A 24,855-nucleotide genomic window follows, 5' to 3' on the forward strand; every position below is an offset into this window, starting at 1 on the left:
TCTGGGCTGGGCTCAGGTCGGCAGCGCGCGGCGCGTCCCGTCGGCCCTGTCCGCCACGGCGAGGTGGGCGCGCGCGCCGAGCACGATGGCTCCGCGCTCGGAGACGACGACGGGGTTGAGCTCCAGGCTCCTCAACTCGGGCAGGTCCTCGGCGAGCACTGACACGCGGGCGATGACGTCCTCGAGGGCGGCGACGTCCAGCGCCGGCAGGCCCCGGTAGCCGAACAGCCGGGGGGCGGCCCGGGCTGAGCGGACGAGCTCGGCGACGTCGACGTCCGTCAGCGGCGGCACGCCGTAACTCACGTCGCCGAGCAGGTCGGACGCGTCGCCCGAGAGGCCGAAGCTGATCACCGGCCCGAACAGCGGGTCCTCGACTGAGCGCACGACGCATGAGGCCCCGCGCGGCACCATGGCCTGCACCTCGAGCGGCGCGCGGCCTGGCTCGGGCGGGTGGCTCGCGGCGAGTTCGAGGACTTGTGCGGCGTCGGCCCGCAGCTCCGCCTCGTCGTGCACGTCGAGCCGGACGCCGCCCAGGTCGGCGCGGTGCCGCAGCGTCGGGGCCGTGGTCTTGAGGGCGACGGGCCAGCCGATGCGGCGCGCGGCGTCGACGGCCTCCTGCGGGGTGGACGCCGGGGCTGACTCGAGGATGTCGATGCCGACGCAGCCGAGTAGCGCGGTGGTGCGCTCCTGGTCGAGCACGAGGTCCGCCCCGGGGCCGGCGTCGGCGAGCCATGCGGTGACGAGGCGGCGGGCCGCCCGCGTGTCGGCGCGCGCGGGGTGGACGGGCGACCCGCGCTCGGCGGCGCGCCAGGCGGAGTACCGGGCCGCCTGCCCGAGGGCGAGCACCGCGTCCTCGGGGGTCGTGTAGGCCGGGACGGTCCACGCCCTGCCGTCGGCGTCCTGGGCGGTGAGGTCGGCGGTGGCGCCGTGCAGCCCGGCGACGCAGGCCACCGTCGCCCGCCCCGATCCGGCCGCTGCCCGGGCCACGGCGCGCGCGACGCGGGACTCCGAGCTGCCCACCGTCGGGACGTGCACCACGACGACGACGTCGGTGTCGGGGTCGGCGTAGAGCTCGGCGAGGGAGAGCTCGACGGCCTCGTCGTCGGCGTCCTCGCCGAGGATGACCGCCTGCCCGCCCACGGCGAGCCCGGCCGCCGCCCCGGCCTCGGCCACCAGCACCGCCATCGGCGCAGAGCTGGCCACGATCGCGGCGCGCCGGCCGCTGGGCAGCGGCTGCAGGGCCAGGAGCTGGGCGACCTCGAGGAGCTGGTGGGTGTTCTCGACCCGGATCACCCCCGACTGGCGCATGACCTCCTCGAGGGTGCGGCGGGGCGCGTGGGTGGCCCGGACGGCGTGGCCTGGCGGGACGACCTGGCCGGAGCGCCCGGCGGTGACCACGACGACGGGCTTGACCGCGGCGAGCCTGCGGGCCACCCGGGAGAACTTGCGCGGGTTGCCGATGGACTCCAGGTACAGGCACGCGACGTCGGTGGACTCGTCGTCATGCCAGAACTGCATGAGGTCGTTGCCGGAGACGTCGGCGCGGTGGCCTGCCGAGACGAAGCAGGACAGGCCCAGGTCGCGCCGCCGCACCGACCCGAGCAGCGCCACCGCCATGGGCGCGGACTGGCAGAACAGCCCGATCCGGCCCGGGCCGGGTGGCTCGACGGCCAGTGTCGCGTTGAGCGTGCGGCCCTCGGCGTGCGACAGGACGCCGTAGGAGCCGGGGCCGACGACGCGCATCCCGGCGGCGTGCGCGGTGCGCAGCAGGGCTCGCTGCCGCGCGAGCCCCTCGGGTCCCGTCTCGGCGAACCCGGCGGACAGGACGACCACGCCGCGCACGCCGAGCGGCGCGAGGGCCCGCACGGCCGCCACGGACTCCTCGGCCGGGACCGTGAGCACCGCGAGGTCGACGGCGCCGGCCGTGGCGCCCAGCTCGGCCAGGTCGGCCCACACGCGCGCGCCGGCTGGCACGTCCCCCGCGAGCGCCCCGACGCCCACGGCGTGCACGTCGACGCCGCGGCTCGTGCGGGCCAGGTCGTCGAGCACGCGGCGGGTCAGCAGGTCCTCATGCGAGCCCGGGGCCGCGTCCTCGGAGGCCACCACGACCACCGACTGGGCGGTGAGCAGCCCTCGCACGCTCTGCGCCTCGGCGCGGTGCTCGCGGTCGGCCATCACCGCGAGCGATCGGTCGGTGGGGTCGAGGTCGAAGGCCACGGTGACCACGCCGTCCTCGATGGACTGGCGCACCGCGTAGCCCGCCTCGCGGAAGACGCCGATCATCTTGCCGTTCTGCGGCAGCACGTCGGCGGTGAACCGGCGCACACCCCGCTCACGCGCCGCCGCCGCCAGGTGCTCGAGCAGCACCGAGCCGAGGCCGCGCCCGTGGTGCGCGTCCGCGATGTTGAACGCGACCTCGGCCTCGTCGGGCCCCACCCGGTCGTAGCGGGCCACCCCGATGATCTGCTCGTCGGCAGTCACTGCGACGAGCGCGACGCGGTCGTCGTGGTCGACGCGGGTGAACCGGGCGAGGTCGCGCTCGGGCAGCCGCGTGAGGGTCGCGAAGAACCTCAGGTAGGTGGAGCGCTCAGACTGCGCCACGTGGAAGGCCTGCAGGGCGTCGGCGTCCGTGGGCCGGATCGGGCGCACATGCGTGGTCGACCCGTCGCGCAGGACGACGTCCGCCTCCCAGCCGGCGGGGTACGGCACGGACTGCTCCCCCGGTGCGTCGTCAGTGACCTCGGCCATCTGGCCAGGCTAGTGTGCCGCCGTCCGCGCTCCGGCCATCCGGGCCCCGCGGCGGCCAGGAGCCGCGCGCCGTGCACCGGTCACCCCTGCGCGCACGCGACAATGACCCTGCACGGATGCCCGTGCGCCCCACCGAGCAAGCCCCGCGCGGGCCATCAGCACCGAGGAGCCGCATCCCCCATGGCGCGCCGCACCGCGACCCCTGACGTCCCGCCCGAGGACATCGTCGAGCGCATCGTCGACATCGACGTCGCCACCGAGATGGAGGGCTCGTTCCTCGAGTACGCCTACTCGGTCATCTACTCCCGCGCCCTGCCGGACGCCCGCGACGGCCTCAAGCCGGTGCAGCGGCGCATCCTGTTCCAGATGGCGGAGATGGGCCTGCGCCCCGACCGCGCGCACGTGAAGTCCTCGCGCGTCGTCGGCGACGTGATGGGCAAGCTGCACCCGCACGGCGACACGGCCATCTACGACGCGATGGTGCGTATGGCGCAGCCGTTCGCGCTGCGTCTGCCGCTGGTGGACGGCCACGGCAACTTCGGCTCGCTGGACGACGGTCCCGCCGCCCCCCGGTACACCGAGGCCCGCCAGGCGCCGGCCGCCGCGCAGATGACCGCGGGGCTCGACGAGGACGTCGTCAATTTCGTGCCCAACTACGACAACAAGCTCACCCAGCCGGAGGTGCTGCCGGCCGCCATCCCGAACCTGCTGGTCAACGGCGCCACGGGCATCGCCGTCGGCATGGCCACGAACATGGCGCCGCACAACCTCGTCGAGGTCGTCGCCGCCGCGCGCCACCTGGTCGCGCACCCGGACGCCACGCTCGAGGACCTCATGCGGTTCGTGCCCGGCCCCGACCTGCCCACGGGCGGCAAGATCGTCGGGCTCGACGGCGTGCGCGCCGCGTACCGCACGGGACGCGGCGCCTTCCGCACGCGCGCCACGACGCGCATCGAGAACGTCACGGCGCGCCGCAAGGGCATCGTCGTCACCGAGCTGCCCTACGGCGTCGGCCCGGAGAAGGTGATCGAGAAGATCAAGGAGGGCGTGCAGTCCAAGAAGCTCGCCGGGATCTCCAACGCCGTCGACCTGACCGACCGCGCGCACGGCCTGCAGCTCGTCATCGAGATCAAGACGGGCTTCAACCCCGAGGCGGTGCTCGAGCAGCTCTACCGGTACACGCCCCTCGAGGACTCGTTCTCGATCAACAACGTCGCCCTCGTCGAGGGCCAGCCGCGCACCTTGGGGCTGCGCGAGCTGCTCAAGGTGTGGGTGGACCACCGCATCGACGTGGTGCGCCGCCGCAGCCGCCACCGCCTCGCGAAGCGCCTCGAGCGCCTGCACCTGGTCGAGGGCCTGCTCATCGCGATCGTCGACATCGACGAGGTCATCCAGGTCATCCGCACCTCGGACGACTCGGAGGCCGCCCGCGCGCGTCTGCGCACCGTCTTCGACCTGTCCGACCCGCAGGCCGAGTACATCCTCGAGCTGCGCCTGCGCCGCCTGACCAAGTTCTCCCGGATCGAGCTCGAGAAGGAGCAGCAGCAGCTGGCCCTGGAGATCGCCGAGCTGCAGGGGATCCTCGCCGACGAGTCCCTGCTGCGCCTGGTGGTGTCCGACGAGATGGCGGAGGTGGCGGCGACGTACGGCACGCCCCGCCGCACGATCCTGCTCGAGTCCTCCGGCGGCGCCAGCGTCACCGGCGCCGCGGCGGCAGCCCGGTCCGCGACGCCGCTGGAGATCGAGGACACCCCCTGCTGGGCGCTGATGTCCGCCACCGGCCTGCTGGCCCGCACCGCCGGCGAGGAGGCCCCGCCGCGGCCCGATGAGCGACGCGCGAAGCACGACGTGCTGCTGGGCGCTGTCGCCACCACGGCGCGCGGTGAGATCGGCGTCGTCACCTCGCGCGGCCGCCTGGTGCGGCTGTCGGTGCTCGACCTGCCCTCGCTGCCGCCCACCGACGGCGCCCCCGCGCTGTCCGGCGGCGTGCCGCTCAGCGAGGTCGTGAGCCTCGAGCCGGGCGAGCGGGCCGTGGGCCTGGCCTCCCTGGACGCCGACACGGCGCCCCTCGCGCTGGGCACCGCCAGTGGGACCGTCAAGCGCGTCGTCCCGGGCGACGCCCCCGGCAACAAGGACGCCTGGGACGTCATCGCCCTCAAGGACGGCGACGAGGTGGTCGGCAGCGCCCACGCCGACGACACCGACGAGATCGTCTTCGTGAGCTCGGACGCGGCGCTGCTGCACTTCCCCGCGTCGGCAGTCCGTCCGCAAGGGCGCACCGCCGGGGGCATGGCGGGCATCAAGCTGTCCGCGGGCCAGCGGGCCGTGTGGTTCGGCGTGGTGCCCGCAGGGGTCGACGCCGCCGTCGTGACCATCGCCGGGTCGTCCTCGGCCCTGCCCGGCACCCAGGCCGGCTCGGCGAAGACGACGCCCTTCGAGCTCTACCCCGGCAAGGGCCGGGCCACGGGCGGGGTGCGCGCCCACCGGTTCCTGCGCGGCGAGGACACGCTCATCCTCGCGTGGGCGGGCGCCACTCCCCCACGCGCCACTGGGTCGGCCGGTCAGCCGGTGGACCTGCCAGCGCCCGATCCGCGACGGGACGGCTCCGGGGTGGCGCTCGCGGCGCCCGTGCTCGCGATCGGCTGAGCGCGGCTGGTCCACCAGGTCAGGATGCGGGGCGCCCGTCAGGCTCGGGCACGCCCCGCGTCCTGGCGCCGTCGCCCGTGGGCTCGGCCTCCCGCCTCCGCGCCGCGGCCACGCCGACGACGAGCAGCGCCTGCGCCGCGATGTAGGTGGCCATGACCCACAGCCCCTGGCGTGGCAGCGCGAGGCCCGCGAACTCGCCAAGGGCGATGAGCGCGTCCGAGAGGAAGAACAGCGCCCCGCCGATCCCGGCGGCCCGGCTGACGCCGGTGGACAGCACGGACATGGCCAGCAGCAGCAGCCCGTAGACGACCACCGGCGCCAGCAGCGTCCCGGCGGCCGGCGCGCAGGCGGCGACCAGGCTGACGAAGAGCAGCGCGTACGGGGCCAGGAGCCACGGCCTGCGCAGCAGCGGCGACCCCCGCCAGTCCGGCGCGAAGGCCACGACGTACGCGACCTGGGCGAGCATGAAGAACGCCACCATGACGAGGAAGGCCGTCGAGCCGTCCGCCAGGTCGGGCGCCGAGTCGCCCAGCCAGGACAGGCCGAGGCCGACGAGCACGAGCCTGGCGCGGCGGTCCAGGGGCGCGGGCATGAGCACCAGGAGCACCGGCACGAGCGTGGGCATGAGCAGCCACTGCGTGACGTTCGCGACGTCGAGGGCGCCTGCCACCTGGCTCACCAGGTGGACGGCCGCCACCAGCCCGAACACCAGCACCGCGGCCCGGGAGCGCCTGCTCCCACGGCCCTGTGTGATCGCCGCGCGCACCTGGGACACCCGTCACCCGCTCCCCGTCCGGCCCGGGCGCCATCGCCCGAGTTCCCGGCGATGCTAGTGGCAGCGACGCCCGCGAGGCTCCAGGCTCAGATCTCGATGGAGCACATCACCGAGCCGCCATCCACTTCGTAGCCGAGGGCCGCGTACAGGCCGTGCGCGCCCGACGGGTTCGCCGTGTCGACCCCGAGCCTGGCGAACTCCATGCCGTCCGCGCGGTAGGCGCCCATCGCCCAGCCCAGCAACGCCACGGCTAGCCCTCGCCCGCGCCATGGCCGGCGCACGCCGAGCAGGCTCGTGTACCCGAAGGTGTGGCCCAGCACGGGCCAGTCCTGCTCGTAGCGCGCGGACATCAGGTACCCCGCGACCTCGCCCGTGGCGTCCTCGACGACGACCTGGCTCCAGCCGGGCACGAAGGACGCCGAGCGCAGCCCCCACGCCTCGGGGGTCATCGGCTCGCTGCCCCAGTGGTCGGCGAAGGCCTCGTTGTGCGCGCGCCGCACGGCGTCGTCGAGCTCCGGCGTCCAGGGCGCGAGCGAGAAGCCGTCCGCGAGCGTCGTCGTCGGCAGGTCGTCGGCCAGCGACCGCCGCATCTCGGTGTAGTAGCGCCTCGGTGTGAAGCCGGCGCCGGCGAACAGCTCGATCCCCCCGTGATGGTCCGCCTCGAGGTAGGTCAGGAGCCGCGCGGGCAGGTCCTTGCCGGACTCGGCGAGCAGCTGGCGCCCGCGGCCCTCCATCCACGCGACCAGGGCACGGCCCACGCCCCGGCCGCGCGCGTCGGGATGCACCCCGCCCTCGAGGAACGCCCGCACGGTGCCCTCGTCACCGGGGCTGGTCGTCACCTGCCCGAAGGCCAGCATCCGGCCGGACGCGTCGAAGCCCGCGAGCGTGTCCAGCTCCGGACGCTTCCAACTGCCCTCGAACCGCTCGGCCGTCTCCTCGAGGCTGGTCCGGAAGGGGGCCGCGTCGGCGGCCTCGACCGCCCAGCACAACGCCGCGAGGTCCGCGACATCGGCGGCAGTCAACGGGCGCCACGCCAGGCCCAGCGACGCCGGTGGAAGCGTCGGGGCCTGGGGCGGCTGGGCGCGCTCGGCCAGGGGGCGCAGCAGATCACTCGTCATGGCGCCACTGTCCCCCGTGCCGCCCGGAGCCGTCGAGCGAAATGGCCTGCGTCACATGTCGATGCGGCTCCGGTCCAGCCCCTCTGCGCCGGCGATGATGAAGTCCTTGCGCGGCGCCACGTCGGACCCCATGAGCAGCTCGAAGATCTCCTCGGCGCGCTGCGCGCCCTCGACGGTGACCCGGCGCAGCGTGCGGTGGCGCGGGTCCATCGTGGTCTCCGCGAGCTGGTCGGCGTCCATCTCGCCGAGGCCCTTGTAGCGCTGGATGTCGTCCTTGTAGCGCTTGCCGGCCTTGTCGAGCTTCTTCAGCGTCGCGGTGAGCTCGGCCTCGGAGTACGTGTAGACGTACTCGTTCTTGCGGCTGCCCGCGCCGATCACCTCGATGCGGTGCAGCGGCGGGACGGCGGCGTACACCCGCCCGGCCTCGACCATCGGGCGCATGTAGCGGAAGAACAGCGTGAGCAGCAGCGTGCGGATGTGCGCGCCGTCCACGTCGGCGTCCGTCATCAGCACGACCTTGCCGTAGCGAGCGGCCTCGAGGTCGAACGTGCGCCCCGACCCGGCGCCGAGGACCTGGATGATCGCGGCGCACTCGACGTTCTTGAGCATGTCCGTGATGGACGCCTTCTGGACGTTGAGGATCTTGCCGCGGATGGGCAGCAGCGCCTGGAAGTCCGAGGAGCGCGCGAGCTTCGCTGTGCCGAGCGCCGAGTCGCCCTCCACGATGAACAGCTCGCTGCGGGCCACGTCGTCGCTGCGGCAGTCCGCGAGCTTGGCGGGCAGCGTCGAGTTCTCCAGGGCGTTCTTGCGCCGGGAGATCTCCTTCTGCTTGCGTGCCGACAGGCGGGCGCGCATCTCGCCCACGACCTTGTCGAGCAGCAGCGCCGACTGCGCCTTGTGCTCGCGCTTCGTCGAGTTGAGGATCGCGGCCAGCTCGGTGTCGACGACCTTCGCGACGATGCCGCGCACGGGCGCCGTGCCCAGCACCTCCTTGGTCTGCCCCTCGAACTGCGGCTCGGCGAGGCGGACGGTCAGCACCGCGGTGAGGCCCGCGAGCACGTCCTCCTTCTCGATGCGCTCGCCGCCGTCCTTGGTGGACACCTTGAGCTTGCGCGCGTTCGCCTCGACGGCCTTGCGCAACGTGCGCAGCAGTGCCGCCTCGAAGCCGGCGAGGTGGGCGCCGCCCTTGGGGGTGGCGATGATGTTGACGAAGGTGCGCACCTCGGTGTCGTAGCCGGTCCCCCACCGCAGCGCGATGTCGACCTCGCACTCGCGTTCCACGACCCGCGGCTCGAGGTGTCCACGCTCGTCGAGCACCGGGACCGTCTCGGTGAACGTCCCCGTGCCCGTCAGGCTCCACGTGTCCGTCACCGCCGGGTCCGGCGCCAGGTGGTCGACGAAGTCGCGCGTGCCGCCCTCGTGCAGGAACGTCTCCTCGTGCGGGCCGTCGGCGCCCGGGGTCCCCGGCAGGCCGCGCTCGTCGCGCACCGTGATCGCCAGGCCCGGCACCAGGAAACTGGTCTGCCGGGCGCGCGTCACCAACTCGTCGTAGGAGAACACAGCGGTCTTGGGGAACACCTGGCGGTCAGCCCAGTAGCGCACCCGCGACCCGGTGCGCCCCCGCGCGACCTTGCCGACCACCGTGAGCTCGGAGTTGTCGACGAACGGCGTGAACGGCGAGTCGGGGCCGCGCGTGACGCTGTCGTCGAAGATGCCGGGCTCGCCGCGGTGGAACGTCATGCGGTGGGTCTTGCCGCCGCGGTCCACCTCGACGTCCAGGCGCGCGGACAGGGCGTTCACCACGGACGCGCCCACGCCGTGCAGGCCGCCCGAGGCCGCGTAGGAGCCGCCGCCGAACTTGCCGCCCGCGTGCAGCTTGGTGAAGACGACCTCGACGCCCGTCAGGCCCGTCTTCGGCTCGACGTCCACAGGGATGCCGCGGCCGTTGTCGCGGACCTCGACCGAGGAGTCGGCGTGCAGGATGACCTCGATCCGGTCGCCGTGCCCGCCCAGGGCCTCGTCGACCGAGTTGTCGATGACCTCCCACAGGCAGTGCATGAGCCCACGGGAGTCCGTGGACCCGATGTACATGCCCGGGCGCTTGCGGACGGCCTCCAGGCCCTCCAGCACGGAGAGGTGCCGGGCGGTGTAACTGGACTCTGCTGATGCTGTCGACACGAGGCCTGAGCGTAATCGCTCCGACCCACAGCGCCGCGCACGCCGGGCCCGCGTCACGCTCCCGGGTGGGAGAGGTACGCGCGGAGCGAACCTGGCCCTTCCGAGCCGCTGGTTCTCAGCCTCCGATGGTTTGATGGCTAGGTGACTGGGACGACGACTGAACCACTGACCGCAGCCGACCGCTGTGACCGCTGCAACGCGCAGGCCTACGTGCGCGTGCTCCTGCCCGTGGGTGAGCTCCTCTTCTGCGCCCACCACGCGCGCGAGCACGGCCCCAAGCTCTCCGAGATGGCCACGCACGTCCAGGACGAGACCGACCGGCTCCTGGCCGAGCACGGAGCGGGCGCAGGCGCCGCGCGCTGACCCTCACTCCCACGTGCCGACCACCGTCCTGGTGGTCGGCACGTGGCGTTTCTGGGCCTGGCTGACAGACGGGCGCCCGCTCAGGCGCGCGGCCGGGTGCTGACGCCCAGCGCGCTCCGCAGCGCGAATATCAGCTCACGGGCGGCCGCAGCCGCCGCCGGGGACGCCAGGCACGAGTCGAACTGCTGCGCGAGCCCGTAGAACTCCTCCACCGCGTCGACCTCGGCCAGCACCCTGACCACTGCCGATCCCGCGTCGGGCTCGCTCGCCATCGCGCGCCGCAGGTCGATGGCCATCCGCCGCACCGCCTCGGAGACGTCGCCCATCGAGGAGTTCACCCGGTCGAGCATGCCGACCGCGCGGGTGGCGAAGTCCAACTCGTCGTTCACGCGTCCCAGTGCGGCCCGCGCCGCGGCCTCGCTCATCATCGACGTCCGTCCGTCCTCTCGCTCGTCCTCGCCTCCGCGCTGTGAGCCGGGCGAGCCGGGCGGAGGCCGCGCGAACGGTAGCCGGGCCTGCTGGGAACGCCCTCCCGCCCGGGCCCTGGGCCCGGAGCGCGCGAACGCCCGGCAGTCGTGTGACTGCCGGGCGTTCGTGGCCGCGCGAGGCGGCGGATGAGTGCTGTGCTCAGTCCAGGTAGTCCCGCAGCACCTGCGAGCGCGACGGGTGGCGCAGCTTGGACATCGTCTTCGACTCGATCTGGCGGATCCGCTCACGCGTGACTCCGTAGACCTTGCCGATCTCGTCCAGGGTCTTGGGCTGGCCGTCCGTGAGCCCGAAGCGCATGGACACCACACCCGCCTCGCGCTCGGAGAGCGTGTCGAGCACCTGGTGGAGCTGCTCCTGCAGCAGCGTGAAGCTGACAGCGTCAGCCGGCACGACCGCCTCGGAGTCCTCGATCAGGTCGCCGAACTCGCTGTCGCCGTCCTCGCCGAGCGGGGTGTGCAGCGAGATGGGCTCGCGCCCGTACTTCTGGACCTCGACGACCTTCTCGGGGGTCATGTCGAGCTCCTTGGCGAGCTCCTCGGGCGTGGGCTCGCGGCCCAGGTCCTGGAGCATCTGCCGCTGGACGCGGGCGAGCTTGTTGATGACCTCGACCATGTGCACCGGGATGCGGATGGTGCGGGCCTGGTCGGCCATGGCGCGCGTGATCGCCTGGCGGATCCACCAGGTGGCGTACGTCGAGAACTTGTAGCCCTTGGTGTAGTCGAACTTCTCGACGGCGCGGATGAGCCCGAGGTTGCCCTCCTGGATCAGGTCCAGGAAGAGCATGCCGCGGCCGGTGTAGCGCTTGGCGAGGGACACCACGAGGCGGAGGTTCGCCTCGAGCAGGTGGTTCTTCGCCCGACGGCCGTCGCCCGCGATCCACTCGAGCTCGCGGCGGGCCTTGGGCTCCATCGCGACACCGGAGTTCAGCCGCTCCTCGGCGAACAGGCCGGCCTCGATCCGCTTGGCGAGATCGACCTCCTGCTCGGCGTTGAGGAGGGCGACCTTGCCGATCTGCTTCAGGTAGTCCTTGACCGGGTCGGCCGTGGCGCCCGCGGTGACGACCTGCTGCGCCGGGGCGTCGTCGTCGTCGGCGTCGGAGTAGACGAAGCCGACGCTCTCCTCGGCCTCCTCCTCCTTGCCCTCCTTCTTGACGGTGTCGCCCTCGGCGCCGTCCGCTGCGACGTCGTCATCGACGACGACATCGTCGATCTCGACCTCTTCGAGCTCGACGGCGTCGTCGCCCGCGGCGGCGGCCTTCGCGGCCTTCGCCTGCGCGGCCTTCGTCATGGGCTTGGCGGCGGCGGTCTTGGCGGGCGCCTTCGCCTTGGCGGCGGCGCGGGGAGCCCGTGCGGGCTTCTCGGCGGCCTCGTCGGCGCCGACCACGGCCTTGGACGCGGGTCGCGTCTTGGCGCGGGTGGCGGCGACAGCCCGGGCGGGGATGGCGGGCTGCTCAACGGTGATGCCAGCGGTGGCCAGGCCGCGCACGACGGCCTTCAGACGCTTGGCGTCTTGCACGTCGGCCTGCTCACAAGCGTTGCGCAGGGCCACTGCATTGACACTGCCGTGAGTCCGGCCGTGACGGACGAGCTCCTGCAGGGCAGGGTGCTCGAACTCACGCGGGAGCGCGGGGTGCGAAGACTGGGACGACACAAACGACCTTTCGGCAGCGAGAGACCCGGATGAAGCACGGGTAGACCAATATTGTACCGGGCAGATTCCGGGTTGGACCGTGATCAGCGCGCGGGGCAGGACGCGCACGGCCTCCCGTGACCCTGTCCGCGCGGGCGCCCAAGGGCGCACTTCTCGTGGAACGGATGGCGGGCGCGGAAGATTCCCGCTTTCGCGCGCCCGCTGCCGGTGATGCCGGAGGTTGTGGCGACGTCAGCCCGCGGCGGGCTTGACCGCCATCACGGGGCAGGGCGCGTCCAGCAGGATGCGCTGCGCGTTGGCGCCGAGGATGAGCTTGCCGACCGGGCTGCGGCGTCGCAGGCCGATGACGATGAGGCTGGCCCCGATCTCCTCGGCGGTCCCGATCAGGTCCTCGGCGACGTCGCGGCCCCGCGTGAGCAGCCGCACCTCATGCGGGATGTCACGGGAGTCCAGGTCGCGCCGGACGTCGTCGAGCGACGCCTCCAACTCCCCGCGCGCCGCGTCGCTGTCGTCGCCGCGGTCGCTGACCACCACGACGAGCCGCTCCTTGCGTGCTTGCGCCTCGACGGTGGCGGCCTCGAGCGCGGTGCGCCCTTCGGGTGTCGCCAGATAGCCCACCACTATGCCCATCGGGACTCCTCCTGCGTGCTGTCGCGGATGTCGCGAGCAGGACGCTACCCGAGCCCACCGCGCACAGCACCCTCCCCGCGCCGGGTCCGCAGCCGGCGCCACGGCCCGGACGCTCGCACGGCCCCCGGCGCGGTCGCCCAGGTCAGCGCCGCGGCACGGCGGCCTCTCAGCGGCCAGCCGCCCACCCGGGCGGCATCGCCGCCGTGAGCACGTCGTCGAGCAGCACCGCCAACCGGTAGCCCGCCTCGTGGGCGCGGGCCCGCTCGACCAGGACGCTGGCGCGCACCCCGTCGCCCTGCCACCACGCGAGGAGTGCGAGGAGCGTCAACGCGGGCGCCTGGGACCCGCGGCGACCGTGGGCCACCAGGCGCTCGAGGGCCTGCGCATGCACGGCCGTGGCGTCTGCGGGTGGCGGCACAGCGTGCGCCGGGTCGACGATCGCCGCGATGGCGCCCGCCATCTCGCGCCCGGTGACAGCCTCGTCCTCGCGCAGCGACCGCGCGGCCAGGTCGCCGGTGCCGGGCACCAGGGTGACGAGCACGGCGTCGCGCACCCGCCGGTCGGCCAGGCCCGCCTCGAGCCGGCCCAGCACCGCGGGGCTCACCGCGGCGTCGTCCTGGCAGGGCTCGCGCACGGCGGCGACGCACTGCGTCCACGCGTCGAGCGACCGCGCCCGCCAGAGGGCCATGGCCGCGTCGCCCGCCCGCGCGGCGTCCTCCCGCCGGCGGAGCCAGCGTTGGGCGACGCGGGCGACCGACCGACGCGCCGAGGCGGGCGCCGGCAGCACGCGCGCCACGGCTCCGCGGGAGTCCGCGACGCAGGAGCCCGCGAGCACCATGTGCGCGCCGACGGCCGTCGACTCGAGCTCGCGGGCCGGGCGACCGCCCGCCGGGCAGCACCCCAGGTCGTCGCAGTCGAGCCGGAGATAGCCGGTCGCTGTCACGACCCACACGGTCACGTCGCCGAGCGCGGCGGACGCGGCCTCGCGGAAGTGCTCGGCGGCAGCGTGCGCGAGCGTCCCGGAGTTCCCGTGCCGGCGTGGGTCCTGTGCGGTGTAGAGGACCAGGACGGCGCCCGAGGCGCGATCCGCCCCGAGATGGGCGACGAGGCCGCGGGCGACCCGGGGTCCGGAGGACTGGCCGCCGAGGTCGTCGAGGTCGACCCGGGCGACGAGGCCGATCCGCCCTCGGGGAGCCCGCAGGCTCACCGCGACGGCGCTCTCATGCGGCTGGAAGCCGAGTTGGTGGGGAAGGTAGGCGAGGAGCTCGCGCGGCTCGCTGACGCGCAGCGTCGTGGTGTCCATGGCGCACACACCACCGCGTCGCGTGTCACGGCGCGCGTCCGACGCCGAGGGCTGTGGACGCCGAGGGGGCGCCAGCCCCTGGGGGCGGCTGGCGCGGGCACGACATCGCGCGGGCGCGACAGTGACCGGTCGGGGCTCCGCGTTACGGTACGCACGTGCGCTCCCCCACCCTGGTCTCCCCGCTAGCCGGACCCATCGCCAGAGCCACCCGCCGATGGGCGCCGGCGTCGCCCGCGCTGCTGCTCGCGGCCACGCTCGCGCTCGGCGGGTGCACCGCCTCCGAGCCAGCGGCGCAGGACGCGACGCCCGCCGCGGCGTCCATGACGTCCTCCGCCCCGCAGCCCACCGAGTCGCTGCTCGAGGAGGACGGCGACGAGCACTCCGCCGTCGGAGCCCTCCCGGACGGCTTCCCGAGCGACCTCGTGCCGGTGCCCGACGACGCCGAGATCCTGGTCTCGACGCTGCGCCCAGCCGAGGACGGCGGCCTGGGCACGCTCAGCCTGAACCTGCGATCGACCCTCGACGCGGCAGCGCTGGTGGACAGCCTGCGGCAGCCGCTGCTCGCCGCCGGGTTCGCCGAGGCCACACCGACGCAGGCCGAGCCAGGGCTCGCCGCGCAGACGACGTTCACCCGTGACGGCGGCGAGATGCTCGTGGTCGGGGTGCTCGACCGGGACGGCGTGCGCACGCTCACCGTCGGCGGCAAGCTCCGCCTGGACGGCTGACGGGCGACGTAGGCTGACCGCGTGAGTGCCACCCCCCTGGTCGACGCCGAGAACGTCCGCAGCCGAGTCGATGCCGCCCTGGCCACCCATGTGGAGGCCGTGCGCGAACGCTTGGCGGCGATCAGCCCCGATGCCGCCCCGCTCGGGGACGCCGTGGAGCAGATGCTGTCGGGCGGCAAGCGGCTGCGCGCGGCGTTCTGCTACTGGGCCTGGCGCGCGCACGGGGGCGAGCCCGACTCCCCCGCCGCCGAGATGGTCGTCCGCGTCGGGGCGGCGCTCGAGCTGTTCCAGGCCGCGGCGCTGTTCCACGACGACGTGATGGACGACTCAGACACCCGCCGCGGGCTGCCCGCCGCGCACCGGGTGTTCGCCGCGCGCCACGAGGCCGAGGGATGGGCTGGCGGGGCCAGGCGCTTCGGCGACTCGGCGGCGATCCTGCTCGGCGACCTCGCGCTCGTCCTCAGCGAGGAGGCCTTCGCCGCAGCCGTCTCCACGCAAGCCAGCGACCTCGCCGCCCGTGCCCGCGAGGTCTTCGACGTCATGCGCGCCGAGGTGACCATCGGGCAGTACCTCGACGTGCTGGCCCAGGCCCTGCCTTGGGGCGAGGACCCGGCAGCCGACGAGGCACGCGCCCGCGAGGTCGTCCGGGCCAAGTCGGCGCGCTACAGCGTGGAGCACCCGCTCGCCCTGGGCGCCACGCTCGCGGGCGCCGCCCCGGGGGAGGTCGCCGCGATGCGGGCCGTCGGCCTGCCGCTCGGCGAGGCCTTCCAGTTGCGCGACGACCTGCTCGGCGTCTTCGGCGATCCCAGCGCCACGGGCAAGCCCGCCGGCGACGACCTTCTCGAGGGCAAGCGCACAGTGCTCGTGGCACGAGCCGTGGCCCGCGCCCGCGCCAACGGCGACGACGCGACGGCCGAGCTCGTCCGCGCCCAGCTCGGCCGCCGCGATCTCGGGCTGGACGCCGTGCGCGAGCTGGCGACGGCGATCGACGCCACCGGCGCCGCCAAGGACGTCGAGGCGCTCATCAGCGAGCTCAGCGACCAGGCGTTCGCCGGGCTCGACGCCCTGGCGGTGACCGAGCGCGGGCGCGAGATGCTCATCGCGCTCGGCCACGCCGCCGTCGACCGGCGGTTCTGAGCCCGGCGCGCGCCGCCGTCAGCGCGCGCCCGCCGCACCAGGGCTGAGCCCTCGCGCTGGCCTCAGCCGACCCCGGAGGACCTGGTCACGCAGTGCTCAGAGCAGGGCCTGGGCGACCCGGCGCACCGCGGTCTTCCCGCCGCTGCGCAGCGCGTCGATGGGCCGGGCGGCCAGCGACTCGTCCTCGGTGAAGAGCCACTGGATCATCTCGGCCTCGTCGAAGCCCGCGTCGCCCAGCACAGTGAATGTGCCCTGCAACGACGCGAGCACCGTCCAGGCGGGCGCGTCGTCGTCCTGGCGGGTCGGCGCGGAGGGGTTCGCCAGGTGGGCCGGCACGAGGAACGCCTCGGGGACGGACAGCACGCGCGGGTCTCCACGGCGCACGCCCACCAGGCGGCCCTCTTGCAGCAGGCGGCGCACCTTGCCGACGTCGATGCCGAGTCGTTCCGCGACGTCGGGGACCGTGAGCCACGCGTCGACGATGTTGTCCAGGTTTGCACTGTCAGTCACGAGGACAAGCGTACGCACCCGCGCACGTCACCCGTTCGCCAGGAAATGACACGGGGCAATTGCGGCGCTGCGCTTTCACAACCCGCGTGCCTCGGATACGTTCGCATTCTGTCACTTGAGTCACTCCGGCCCCATCCATCACTTCAGCATCATGAGGTACCGACGATGACGCAGTCCGCCACCGGTCAGCAGTGCGCACAGGCCGCCGCGCCCTCTCCTGCCGAGCCCGGCCGCGCCCTGCGCCGGGGCACCAGCGCAGGCGCCACGCTCGCGCTCGCCGCGGTCGCCGCCGTGTCCTCGGCGGCGACCGCCCAGGCGGACGAGGCCTACACCGTCCGCCAGGGCGACACCGTGAGCCACATCGCCGCGCGCAGCGGCGTGAGCGTGCAGGCGATCACGCGCGCCAACTCCCTCGCCGACGCCTCCCGGATCCGCGTGGGCCAGCAGCTCACGATCCCGTCGGGCAGCGCCACCGCGCCTGCGGCGAGCGCGCCCGCTCCTGCCGCAACCGCCCCCGCGGCGACGCATGCCGTCGTGGCCGGGGACACCGTCTCCGGCATCGCCAAGCGCCACGGCACGACGGTCGCGGCCATCGTCAGCGCGAACAACCTGGACTCCCGCGCGCTCATCCGCATCGGCCAGACGCTGACGATCCCGGGGGCCGCGCAGGCCGCCGCCGGTGGCGCCGCGACGGCCACCACGCCGACGAGGACAGCGTCCGCCGCCACGCACACCGTCGTGGCCGGGGACACCGTCTCGAGCATCGCCAAGCGCCACGGCACGACGGTCGCGGCCATCGTCAGCGCGAACAACCTGGACTCCCGCGCGCTCATCCGCATCGGCCAGACGCTCACCCTGCCCGGCACGACGGCGCCGAGCGCCACCACCGCCACCACCCAGCTCGTCGGCAACACGTTCGCCGGGCGCACCTACGCGGACTCGGTCGTCTCGGCCGCCAACGCCAACAAGGCGACACTGCTCGCCACCGGCGTGCCATCGAAGGCGGAGATGCAGGCCAAGGTGGCCGCGACCGCCCGCGAGATGGGCGTGGACCCCGCGCTCGCGCTCGCCGTGGCCTTCCAGGAGTCCGGCTTCAACCACACCGCCGTCTCCCCCGCGAACGCGATCGGCACGATGCAGGTCATCCCCAGCTCGGGCGAGTGGGCCGCGCAGCTCGTGGGCCGCCCGATCAACCTGCTCGACCCGAACGACAACGTCGTGGCGGGCGTCGCCATCCTGCGGGCACTGGTCAAGAACGCGAACGACCTGCCGACGGCGATCGCCGGCTACTACCAGGGCGCCAGCTCCGTGAAGCGCAACGGCATGTACGCCGACACCCGCCGTTACGTCGCCAACATCCAGACGCATATGGCGCGGTTCCGCTGACGTCGCGCCTGACGCTGACCGTCCCCACGCGACCGTAGACTTCCGACCGTGGGAGCAACCGTCACAGATCCGCTCGTGGGCCGCTTGGTCGACGGTCGATACGAGGTCGTCTCCCGCATCGCCCGTGGCGGGATGGCGACGGTGTACCTGGCCATCGACCGGCGGCTCGACCGGGACGTGGCGCTGAAGGTCATGCACGCGCACCTCGCCGAGGGCACGAGCGGCGCCGCGTTCGTCGCACGGTTCCGCCGCGAGGCGCGGGCCGCCGCCCGGCTCACCCACCCCGGCCTGGTCGCTGTGCTCGACCAGGGCGTCGATGGCGACATGAGCTACCTGACGATGGAGCACGTCGACGGGTCCACCCTGCGCCGCCATCTCGAGGAGCAGGGGACCCTGACCGTCGGCGCGGCGCTGCGGATGCTCGAGCAGGTGCTCGACGCCCTGGCCGCCGCGCACCGCACCGACCTGGTGCACCGGGACATCAAGCCCGAGAATGTCTTGATCGCCTCGGACGCGCGCGTCAAGGTGGCCGATTTCGGCCTCGCGCGCGCCGTCACCGAGGTCACGTCGACCACCACCGGCACCGTGCTCGGCACCGTCGCCTACCTCGCCCCCGAGCTCATCTCCCGGGGGGTGAGCGACACCCGCACCGACGTCTACGCCTGCGGGATCCTGCTCTACGAGATGCTCACCGGGCGCCAGCCGTACACCGGCGAGACGCCCATCCAGGTCGCGTTCCAGCACGTCAACAACGATGTGCCCGCACCGTCCGAGCTCGTCGCGTGGCTGCCTGCCGAGGTCGACGAGCTGGTCACCGCGTTGGCCGCGCGCGACCCCGAGGACCGGCCGGTGCACGCCTCCGCCGCCCTCGCGCTGGTGCGCCGCACCCGGGAGAGCCTCGACGAGGCCACTCTCGACCGCCGGGCCGACGTCGCGCCGGCTCCGGCCCTCCCCCACGACGACGACTCCGACACCGGTGACGCGCTGCTTGGCGCGCTCACGCCGGACGACTCGATGACCGCCCGCATCCAGCCGGTGCCGGCGGGCGGCACTGTCGCGCTGCCGATCGGGGCCGGCGTCCAGCCCGGCGCCGCGTCCACCCCAGCCGCCGGAGGCCGCCGCTGGCTCCGCTGGGGCGTGCCCGCCGCGGTGCTGGCCCTGCTCGCCACTGTCGGCACGTGGTGGTTCCTCACGCTGGGCCCCGGCGCCTACACCACGGTGCCGGCGCTCACCGGCTCCACCGAGTCCGAGGCTGTCGAGATCCTGGACGCGGCGGGCCTGGGCGCCGATCCACGGGAGGCCTTCGACGACACCGCGAAGCCTGGCACGGTCTTCGCCACCGACCCGGGCGAGGGCGAGAAGGTCCGCAAGGACGGCGCCGTGTCGTTCACCATCTCCCTAGGCCCGGACCTCGTGGCGGTGCCCGAGGGACTCGTCGGCGCGATGCAGGCAGACGCCGCGGCCGCCCTGGAGGCCGCGGACCTGGTCCCCGAGTACGCCGAGGGCGACCACTACTCCGACGAGGCGCCGAGCGGCATGGTGCTCGCGGCGTCGTCCGAGCCCTCCGCGCAGGTCAACCGCGGCTCGTCCGTGGTGCTGACCATCTCGGACGGCCCCGAGCCGCTGAGCTTCTTCTCCGTGGTGGGGCTGACGGCGGAGTCGGCCGCCACGGAGCTCGAGGCGGCTGGCCTGGTGGTGGCCACCGCGCCCGCGTTCTCCGACACCGTGGCGAAGGGGCGCGTCATCTCGCAGAGCCCCGAGGGCGGTGCGACGGGGCATCGGGGCGACACCGTGACCCTCACCGTCTCCGACGGGCCGGAGCCCGTGGTGGTGCCCGACGTCTTCGGCCTGCAGTATGAGAAGGCCAAGGAGACGCTGGAGGCCGCCGGGTTCAAGGTGGCCCGCGAGAACGTCCTCGGCGGCTTGTTCGGCACTGTGCGGGAGCAGAGCGTGGCGAAGGGCGAGATGGCCCCGAAGGGCACGACGATCACCCTCAAGGTCGTCTGAGCCGCACTGCGGAGACCCCCAGCACGCTGGAGCATGACTGTGGCCGGGCCCCTTGCGGGGTCCGGCCACAGTCAGGTCATGCGCGTGCGCCGCTCAGGACTTGCGGAGCAGCTCCACCACCTGGAACGCCATCTCCAGCGACTGCTGGTGGTTCAGGCGCGGGTCCACGAGGGTCTCGTACCGCCGGGCGAGCCCCGCGTCGTCGATCTCCTCCGAGCCGCCGAGCACCTCGGTCACGTCATCGCCCGTGAGCTCGATGTGCAGCCCGCCGGGCACAGTGCCCAGCGCGCGGTGCACCTCGAAGAACCCGGCGACCTCGTCCATCACGTCGGAGAAGCGACGGGTCTTGTACCCGCTCGCCGACGTGATGCCGTTGCCGTGCATCGGGTCGCACACCCAGGTCACCGGACGGCCGTCCGCCGCGACCTTCTCCACGACCGCCGGGAGCAGGTCGCGGATCTTGCCGGCGCCCATGCGGGTGATGAAGGTGATGCGGCCGGGCTCGGCGTTCGGGTTGAGCTTGTCGATCAACGCGAGCGCGTCGTCCCCGGTCGTGCTCGGGCCGAGCTTGATGCCCAACGGGTTCTGCACGCGCGAGAAGTAGTCGACGTGCGCGCCGTCGAGCTGGCGGGTGCGCTCCCCGATCCACAGGAAGTGGGCCGAGCAGTCGTACGGCAGGCCGTTGCGCGAGTCGATGCGCGTCAGCGGCCGCTCGTAGTCGAGCAGCAGCCCCTCATGGCTCGAGAAGAACTCCACGGTGCGCAGCGCGTCGAAGTCGGCGCCGCACGCCGCCATGAAGCGGATCGCCCGGTCGATCTCGGAGGCGATCTCGTCGTAGCGCGAGTACGCCGGGTTGGCCATGAACCCGCGGTTCCACTCGTGCGCCCGCAGCAGCGACGCGAACCCGCCGGTGGTGAACGCCCGGATGAGGTTCAGCGTCGAGGCGGACGTGTGGTACGCCTCGAGCAGCCGCTGCGGGTCGGGCTGACGGGCCTCGGGGGTGAAGTCGAAGCCGTTGATGATGTCGCCGCGGAACGCGGGCAGCGTCACGTCGCCACGCGTCTCGGTGTCCGAGCTGCGGGGCTTGGCGTACTGCCCGGCCATCCGGCCCATCTTGATGACCGGCAGGCTCGCGCCGTAGGTCAGCACGACGGCCATCTGCAGGATCGTCTTGATCTTGTTGCGGATGTTGTCCGCGGTGGCCGTCTCGAACGTCTCCGCGCAGTCACCGCCCTGGAGCAGGAAAGCCTCGCCGCGCCCGGCCGCCGCGAGGTGGGCGCGCAACGCGTCCGCCTCGCCGGCGAAGACCAGGGGCGGCAGCCCAGCGAGCCGCTTCGTGACCCGCTCGAGCTCGGCGGGGTCCGGCCAGCTCGGCTGCTGCACGGGGTTCAGCGCGCGCCAGTGGTCCAGGCCCCGCAGGACCTCCGGGTCGGCCTCGAAGCTCATGAGTGGTCTGCCGGGACGAATTCCTGGCCGATCTCGGCGAGCATCGCCTTGAACCACGGCTGCTGGACGTCGAAGGCCTTGCCGCCCGCGATGCGCGGGAACGCGATGGCCTTGAGGCGGTCGCCGTCCTCCTCGTCGTGGCCGATCACGCCGGCCTCGCCCTTGAGCGAGCACTCGACGGCGAGGTCCGTCATCGACTTGATGAGGCGCAGGTCCTCCGGGTTGGCCGCGGCGGCGCGCGAGTAGTACCCGGACTTCTGCACCATCGTCTTCTCGGCGCCGAGCTTCTCCGCGAACTGCTTGGCGAACCAGGCGCCCGGGTTGATCGTGTCGAGCTTGACGTGGCCGAACGGGTCGCGCGGCACCTCGGCGCCCGAGGCCTCGAGCTGCTCGACGATCTCGTGCATGCCCGCGCCCTCGGACAGGAAGATGTTGACGTTGCCGAGCTCGTCCATGACGCCGCGCAGACGCTCGGCCTCGGCGTCGATGTCGAGCTTCAGCTCGGGCACGAAGACGGCGTGGATGTCCCAGCGCTCACGCGACTCGCCGATGCTCGGCACCCACTCGCGCCCGTCGAGCCGCTTGCGGTACTCCGCGGCGGCGGCGGCCGTGAGCCAGCCGCAGTGCCGGCCCATGACCTCGTGCACGATGAGCATGCGCGGGCCCGAGCGGTGCTCGCCGATGATGTTCTCCGCGAACTTCGCGGTCTCCTCGGCGGCGGTCCACGCGCCCAGCGACTGGCGGATCGGGATCACGTCGTTGTCGATCGTCTTCGGCAGCCCGACGACGGTCAGGTGGTAGCCGTGCTCCTCCAGGTACGCGGCGAGGTCGGCCGCCGTGGTGTTCGTGTCGTCGCCACCGATGGTGTGCAACACGTCCACGCCGTCCTTCTGGAGCTGCTCGGCGGCGACCTGCAGCGGGTCCTGGCCCTCCTTGACCAGGCCGCGCTTGACGCAGTCGGCGGCGTTGGTGAGCTTGACCCGCGAGTTCCCGATCGGCGACCCGCCGAAGCCGTGCAGCAGGCCCGCGCGCGAGCGGGTCTCGTCGTCCACGACGATCGAGTTCCCCGTCAGCAGGCCGTGGTACCCGTACTGGTAGGCGATGATCTCGATCTCCGGCGCGATCTCGGTGTACCGCTCGATCAGGCCACCGACGGCGGAGGACAGGCACGGGGCGAAGCCGCCTGCGGTCAGGAGCGCGACGCGACGAACCGACATGAGACACACCTCTCGTTGTTCAACACAGCTGGCCCCCTGATGTTCGGGCCTCGCTGCGGGCCTCTATCGGGCCCTTGGTCCGGAGGACCACCACCGTCCGTGACGGCGACCAGCTCATCCTACTGACGTGCGGGGCTCGTCCTCGGGCGGTCCCGGAACCTGGACGTCCGGAGCGGGCCGCCCGCCGGGCGCCGTGGGCAGGTGCTCGGCCGGGTCGGCGGCGACGGCGGGGTGCCCGGTGGCGATGCGCGCCTTCTGGGTGGCCGCGTACACGTCGACGTACTCCTGGCCGGACAGGCTCATGATCGCGTACATGATCTCGTCGGTGACCGAGCGCAGGATGAATCGGTCGTCCTCCATGCCCGCGTAGCGGCTGAAGTCGAGCGGCTTGCCGATCACCACGCCGAGGCGCTGGGGCCTGGGCAGCCGGCGGCCGATCGGCTGCGCCTTGTCCGTGCCGACCATGATCACGGGGATGACCGGGGCGCCGGACTCGAGGGCGAGGCGCGCGACGCCGGTCTTGCCGCGGTAGAGGCGGCCGTCGGGGCTGCGCGTGCCCTCGGGGTAGATCCCGAACAGGTCGCCGTTGCGGAGCACCTCGAGGCCGGTGTTGAGCGCCGCCTCACTGGCCTTGCCGCCGCCGCGGTCCACGGGGATGGTGCCGACGCCGCGCATGAACCCGGCAGTCAGCCGGCCCTTGATCCCGGAGCCGGTGAAGTACTCGGACTTGCCGATGAACACGATCTTGCGGTCGAGCACGAGTGGCAGCACGAACGAGTCGATGACGGCCAGGTGGTTGCCCGCGAGGATCGCCCCGCCTTGGGCGGGCACGTTCTCCGCCCCGCGCACCCATGGGCGGAACACGAGGTGCAGCAGCGGGCCCACCAGCACCCGCTTCATCAACCAGTAGAACAACCTGCCACCTCTCGACCTGGCGCCCGGTGGCGCACTGCGCCCCTTGCCCTCGTGTCCGACTCTAGAGTGCTCACATGGGACCTGGCCCCGACGAACCTGACGACTCCGCCGCCGAGAACGGCCCCGACACCCCTGCGGGCGACACCGCTCCCACGCCGACGGACGACGAGCGCTGGGCCGCGATCATCGCGGACCTGGCCGACATCGACGAGGCGGATGGCGCGGACCCCGCCGTAACGTACCCCGTCGCGCCCTGGGTCTCCGACCCGCGGGTGGTGCGCGCCGCCGCCCCGGAGACCCCCGACGAGCTCGTGGGCGGCGGGCGCGACTGGGACGGGACCAGCCAGATCGACGCCGCCGAGGCCGTCGTGGACGCGGACGAGCACTTCGTCCCGCCCGATCCCGGGCCCGTCCTCGGCGGGGACCCGATGCTCACCATGGCCTGGTTCGCGGCCGGTGGGATGCCCGTCTTCCTGCTCGTGGTGGTGCTCGCCTGGCCGCATCCGCCGGCGGCGCTCATCCAGGCCGCCGCGGTGGTCTTCGTGCTGGGCGTCGGCGCGCTGGTGTGGCGGATGCCCCACCGCCGGGACGACGCGGACGACGACACCGGCGCGGTGGTGTGAGCCGGGGCGGCCCGCGAGCCGCCCCGGCCCCGCGTCAGACGCGCGAGAGGTCTGCGGCGCCGACGATGCCGGCGTCGTTGCCCATCGCGGCGAGCTCGATGCGCGCCTCGGGCCGGTAGCCGCGCCCGGAGAGCTGCTCGGAGAACGCGTGCCGCACCGGGCTCAGCAGCAGGTCGCCAGCCGCGCCGACACCGCCGCCGATCACGATGAGGCCCGGGTCGATCAGCGCGGCGACGGACGCCGCGCCCTCGCCGATCCACCGGCCGAGGTTCGCGAGCAGCTCGATGGCGAGCTCGTCGCCGGCCTGCGCCGCCTCCGTGACGTCGGGGCCCGTGAGGTCGCCGACCTTGCCGCCGACGCGCGAGAGCAGGCTCTCGGCGCGTTCCGGCTGCGTGATGAGGGCCGCCTGCGCGTCCCGGACCAGCGCGCTGCCGGAGGCGTACTGCTCCCAGCAGCCCTCGTGGCCGCACCCGCAGTAGTGGCCGCCGGGGACGACGCGCATGTGGCCGACCTCCGCCGCGACGCCCCAGGCGCCCCGCACGAGCTTGCCGTCGGCGACGAGGGCGCCGCCGAGGCCGGTGCCGACGGTCAGCATGAGCATGTCGTCGACCTCGCGGCCCACGCCGAACCGGAACTCCGCCCAGCCGGCGGCGTTGGCGTCGTTCTCCACAACGATGCGGACGTCGCCGCCGATCAGCGCGCGCACGCGCTCGTCGAGCGGGTAGTTGCGCCATGCCAGGTTCGGGGCGAAGAGCACGCCGGACCGGTCGGAGGAGACGAAGCCCGCGGCGGCCAGGCCGATCGAGCCGATCTCATAGGAGCCGGAGAACTCGCCGTAGATCTCGGCGATCGCCTGGTCGATCGAGCCGGCGTCGTCGGGCTCGGTGACCCGGCGCGTTTTGGCCAGGATCGTGCCGTCCTCGTCGATCACCCCCGCGGCGATCTTGGTTCCGCCGATGTCCACACCGATGGCGTGCATGTCCGTCCCT

Annotated in this window: 20 protein-coding genes; 7 read left to right on the plus strand and 13 right to left on the minus strand. The window is 73.4% G+C overall.

Annotated elements, in window-relative coordinates:
* Window positions 1–12: 12 nt before the first annotated feature.
* The gene (locus QUV83_RS11750) at window positions 13–2,748 is read right to left on the minus strand and encodes a bifunctional acetate--CoA ligase family protein/GNAT family N-acetyltransferase (protein ID WP_289564700.1); all 2,736 of its coding nucleotides are present in this window, start codon (window positions 2,746–2,748) and stop codon (window positions 13–15) included.
* Between the two features lie 180 nt (window positions 2,749–2,928).
* On the opposite strand from QUV83_RS11750, the gene QUV83_RS11755 reads away from it, so the two are divergent.
* On the plus strand, window positions 2,929–5,394 hold the full coding sequence (locus QUV83_RS11755; protein ID WP_289564701.1) for a DNA gyrase/topoisomerase IV subunit A: 2,466 nt from the start codon (window positions 2,929–2,931) through the stop codon (window positions 5,392–5,394).
* Between the two features lie 19 nt (window positions 5,395–5,413).
* On the opposite strand, the gene QUV83_RS11760 is transcribed toward QUV83_RS11755, so the two are convergent.
* From QUV83_RS11760 to QUV83_RS11770, 3 genes are all read right to left on the minus strand, one after another.
* Window positions 5,414–6,169, minus strand: a complete 756-nt coding sequence (locus QUV83_RS11760) for a lysoplasmalogenase (protein WP_289564702.1) — start codon at window positions 6,167–6,169, stop codon at window positions 5,414–5,416.
* A gap of 86 nt (window positions 6,170–6,255) precedes the next feature.
* Window positions 6,256–7,287: a GNAT family N-acetyltransferase gene (locus QUV83_RS11765; RefSeq protein ID WP_289564703.1), complete on the minus strand. Its 1,032-nt coding sequence runs from the start codon at window positions 7,285–7,287 to the stop codon at window positions 6,256–6,258.
* Between the two features lie 51 nt (window positions 7,288–7,338).
* Window positions 7,339–9,465 (minus strand): DNA gyrase/topoisomerase IV subunit B, encoded by a 2,127-nt coding sequence (locus QUV83_RS11770; RefSeq protein WP_289564704.1) that lies wholly within the window; start codon window positions 9,463–9,465, stop codon window positions 7,339–7,341.
* Window positions 9,466–9,606: 141 nt separating this feature from the next.
* On the opposite strand from QUV83_RS11770, the gene QUV83_RS11775 reads away from it, so the two are divergent.
* Window positions 9,607–9,828, plus strand: coding sequence for a DUF7455 domain-containing protein (locus tag QUV83_RS11775; protein ID WP_066589011.1), 222 nt, complete (start codon window positions 9,607–9,609; stop codon window positions 9,826–9,828).
* Between the two features lie 80 nt (window positions 9,829–9,908).
* Here the strand turns inward: QUV83_RS11775 and QUV83_RS11780 are convergent, their stop codons facing one another.
* The 4 genes from QUV83_RS11780 to QUV83_RS11795 form a co-directional block, all read right to left on the minus strand.
* Window positions 9,909–10,253: a hypothetical protein gene (locus tag QUV83_RS11780; RefSeq protein ID WP_289564705.1), complete on the minus strand. Its 345-nt coding sequence runs from the start codon at window positions 10,251–10,253 to the stop codon at window positions 9,909–9,911.
* A 202-nt stretch (window positions 10,254–10,455) separates the two neighbouring features.
* Window positions 10,456–11,967 carry an RNA polymerase sigma factor gene (locus tag QUV83_RS11785; protein WP_289564706.1) on the minus strand — a complete coding sequence of 504 codons (1,512 nt, stop codon included), beginning with the start codon at window positions 11,965–11,967 and terminating at the stop codon, window positions 10,456–10,458.
* Window positions 11,968–12,198: 231 nt separating this feature from the next.
* On the minus strand, window positions 12,199–12,597 hold the full coding sequence (locus QUV83_RS11790; RefSeq protein WP_289564707.1) for a universal stress protein: 399 nt from the start codon (window positions 12,595–12,597) through the stop codon (window positions 12,199–12,201).
* A gap of 166 nt (window positions 12,598–12,763) precedes the next feature.
* Window positions 12,764–13,900, minus strand: a complete 1,137-nt coding sequence (locus tag QUV83_RS11795) for a DUF4192 domain-containing protein (protein ID WP_289564708.1) — start codon at window positions 13,898–13,900, stop codon at window positions 12,764–12,766.
* A 155-nt stretch (window positions 13,901–14,055) separates the two neighbouring features.
* On the opposite strand from QUV83_RS11795, the gene QUV83_RS11800 reads away from it, so the two are divergent.
* Together QUV83_RS11800 and QUV83_RS11805 are read left to right on the plus strand one after the other, a co-directional pair.
* Entirely contained in the window at window positions 14,056–14,625 is a 570-nt protein-coding gene (locus QUV83_RS11800) for a hypothetical protein (protein ID WP_289564709.1), read from the plus strand.
* A gap of 21 nt (window positions 14,626–14,646) precedes the next feature.
* On the plus strand, window positions 14,647–15,762 hold the full coding sequence (locus QUV83_RS11805) for a polyprenyl synthetase family protein (RefSeq protein WP_289564710.1): 1,116 nt from the start codon (window positions 14,647–14,649) through the stop codon (window positions 15,760–15,762).
* Window positions 15,763–15,858: 96 nt separating this feature from the next.
* Here the strand turns inward: QUV83_RS11805 and QUV83_RS11810 are convergent, their stop codons facing one another.
* On the minus strand, window positions 15,859–16,272 hold the full coding sequence (locus tag QUV83_RS11810; RefSeq protein ID WP_289564711.1) for an Rv2175c family DNA-binding protein: 414 nt from the start codon (window positions 16,270–16,272) through the stop codon (window positions 15,859–15,861).
* Between the two features lie 165 nt (window positions 16,273–16,437).
* Here QUV83_RS11810 and QUV83_RS11815 point away from each other — a divergent pair, with 165 nt between their 5' ends.
* Together QUV83_RS11815 and pknB are read left to right on the plus strand one after the other, a co-directional pair.
* Window positions 16,438–17,658, plus strand: coding sequence for a LysM peptidoglycan-binding domain-containing protein (locus QUV83_RS11815; protein ID WP_289564712.1), 1,221 nt, complete (start codon window positions 16,438–16,440; stop codon window positions 17,656–17,658).
* Between the two features lie 48 nt (window positions 17,659–17,706).
* Window positions 17,707–19,665, plus strand: a complete 1,959-nt coding sequence (gene pknB / locus QUV83_RS11820) for a Stk1 family PASTA domain-containing Ser/Thr kinase (RefSeq protein ID WP_289564713.1) — start codon at window positions 17,707–17,709, stop codon at window positions 19,663–19,665.
* Between the two features lie 93 nt (window positions 19,666–19,758).
* Here the strand turns inward: pknB and QUV83_RS11825 are convergent, their stop codons facing one another.
* The 3 genes from QUV83_RS11825 to QUV83_RS11835 all read right to left on the minus strand — a co-directional run bounded on the left by QUV83_RS11825 (window position 19,759) and on the right by QUV83_RS11835 (window position 23,243).
* Window positions 19,759–21,111 (minus strand): class II 3-deoxy-7-phosphoheptulonate synthase, encoded by a 1,353-nt coding sequence (locus tag QUV83_RS11825; RefSeq protein ID WP_289564714.1) that lies wholly within the window; start codon window positions 21,109–21,111, stop codon window positions 19,759–19,761.
* Window positions 21,108–22,328 carry a pyrophosphate--fructose-6-phosphate 1-phosphotransferase gene (locus QUV83_RS11830; protein ID WP_289564715.1) on the minus strand — a complete coding sequence of 407 codons (1,221 nt, stop codon included), beginning with the start codon at window positions 22,326–22,328 and terminating at the stop codon, window positions 21,108–21,110. Before QUV83_RS11830 ends, QUV83_RS11825 begins: the two co-directional genes overlap by 4 nt.
* Window positions 22,329–22,442: 114 nt before the next feature.
* Window positions 22,443–23,243, minus strand: a complete 801-nt coding sequence (locus QUV83_RS11835) for a lysophospholipid acyltransferase family protein (RefSeq protein ID WP_289564716.1) — start codon at window positions 23,241–23,243, stop codon at window positions 22,443–22,445.
* Between the two features lie 74 nt (window positions 23,244–23,317).
* On the opposite strand from QUV83_RS11835, the gene QUV83_RS11840 reads away from it, so the two are divergent.
* Window positions 23,318–23,866, plus strand: coding sequence for a hypothetical protein (locus tag QUV83_RS11840; protein WP_289564717.1), 549 nt, complete (start codon window positions 23,318–23,320; stop codon window positions 23,864–23,866).
* A 34-nt stretch (window positions 23,867–23,900) separates the two neighbouring features.
* Here QUV83_RS11840 and QUV83_RS11845 read toward each other — a convergent pair whose 3' ends face one another.
* Window positions 23,901–24,845, minus strand: coding sequence for an ROK family glucokinase (locus QUV83_RS11845; RefSeq protein WP_289564718.1), 945 nt, complete (start codon window positions 24,843–24,845; stop codon window positions 23,901–23,903).
* Between the last annotated feature and the right edge of the window lie 10 nt (window positions 24,846–24,855).

This window comes from Cellulomonas cellasea, assembly GCF_030372105.1.
Lineage (GTDB): Bacteria > Actinomycetota > Actinomycetes > Actinomycetales > Cellulomonadaceae > Cellulomonas_A > Cellulomonas_A cellasea_A.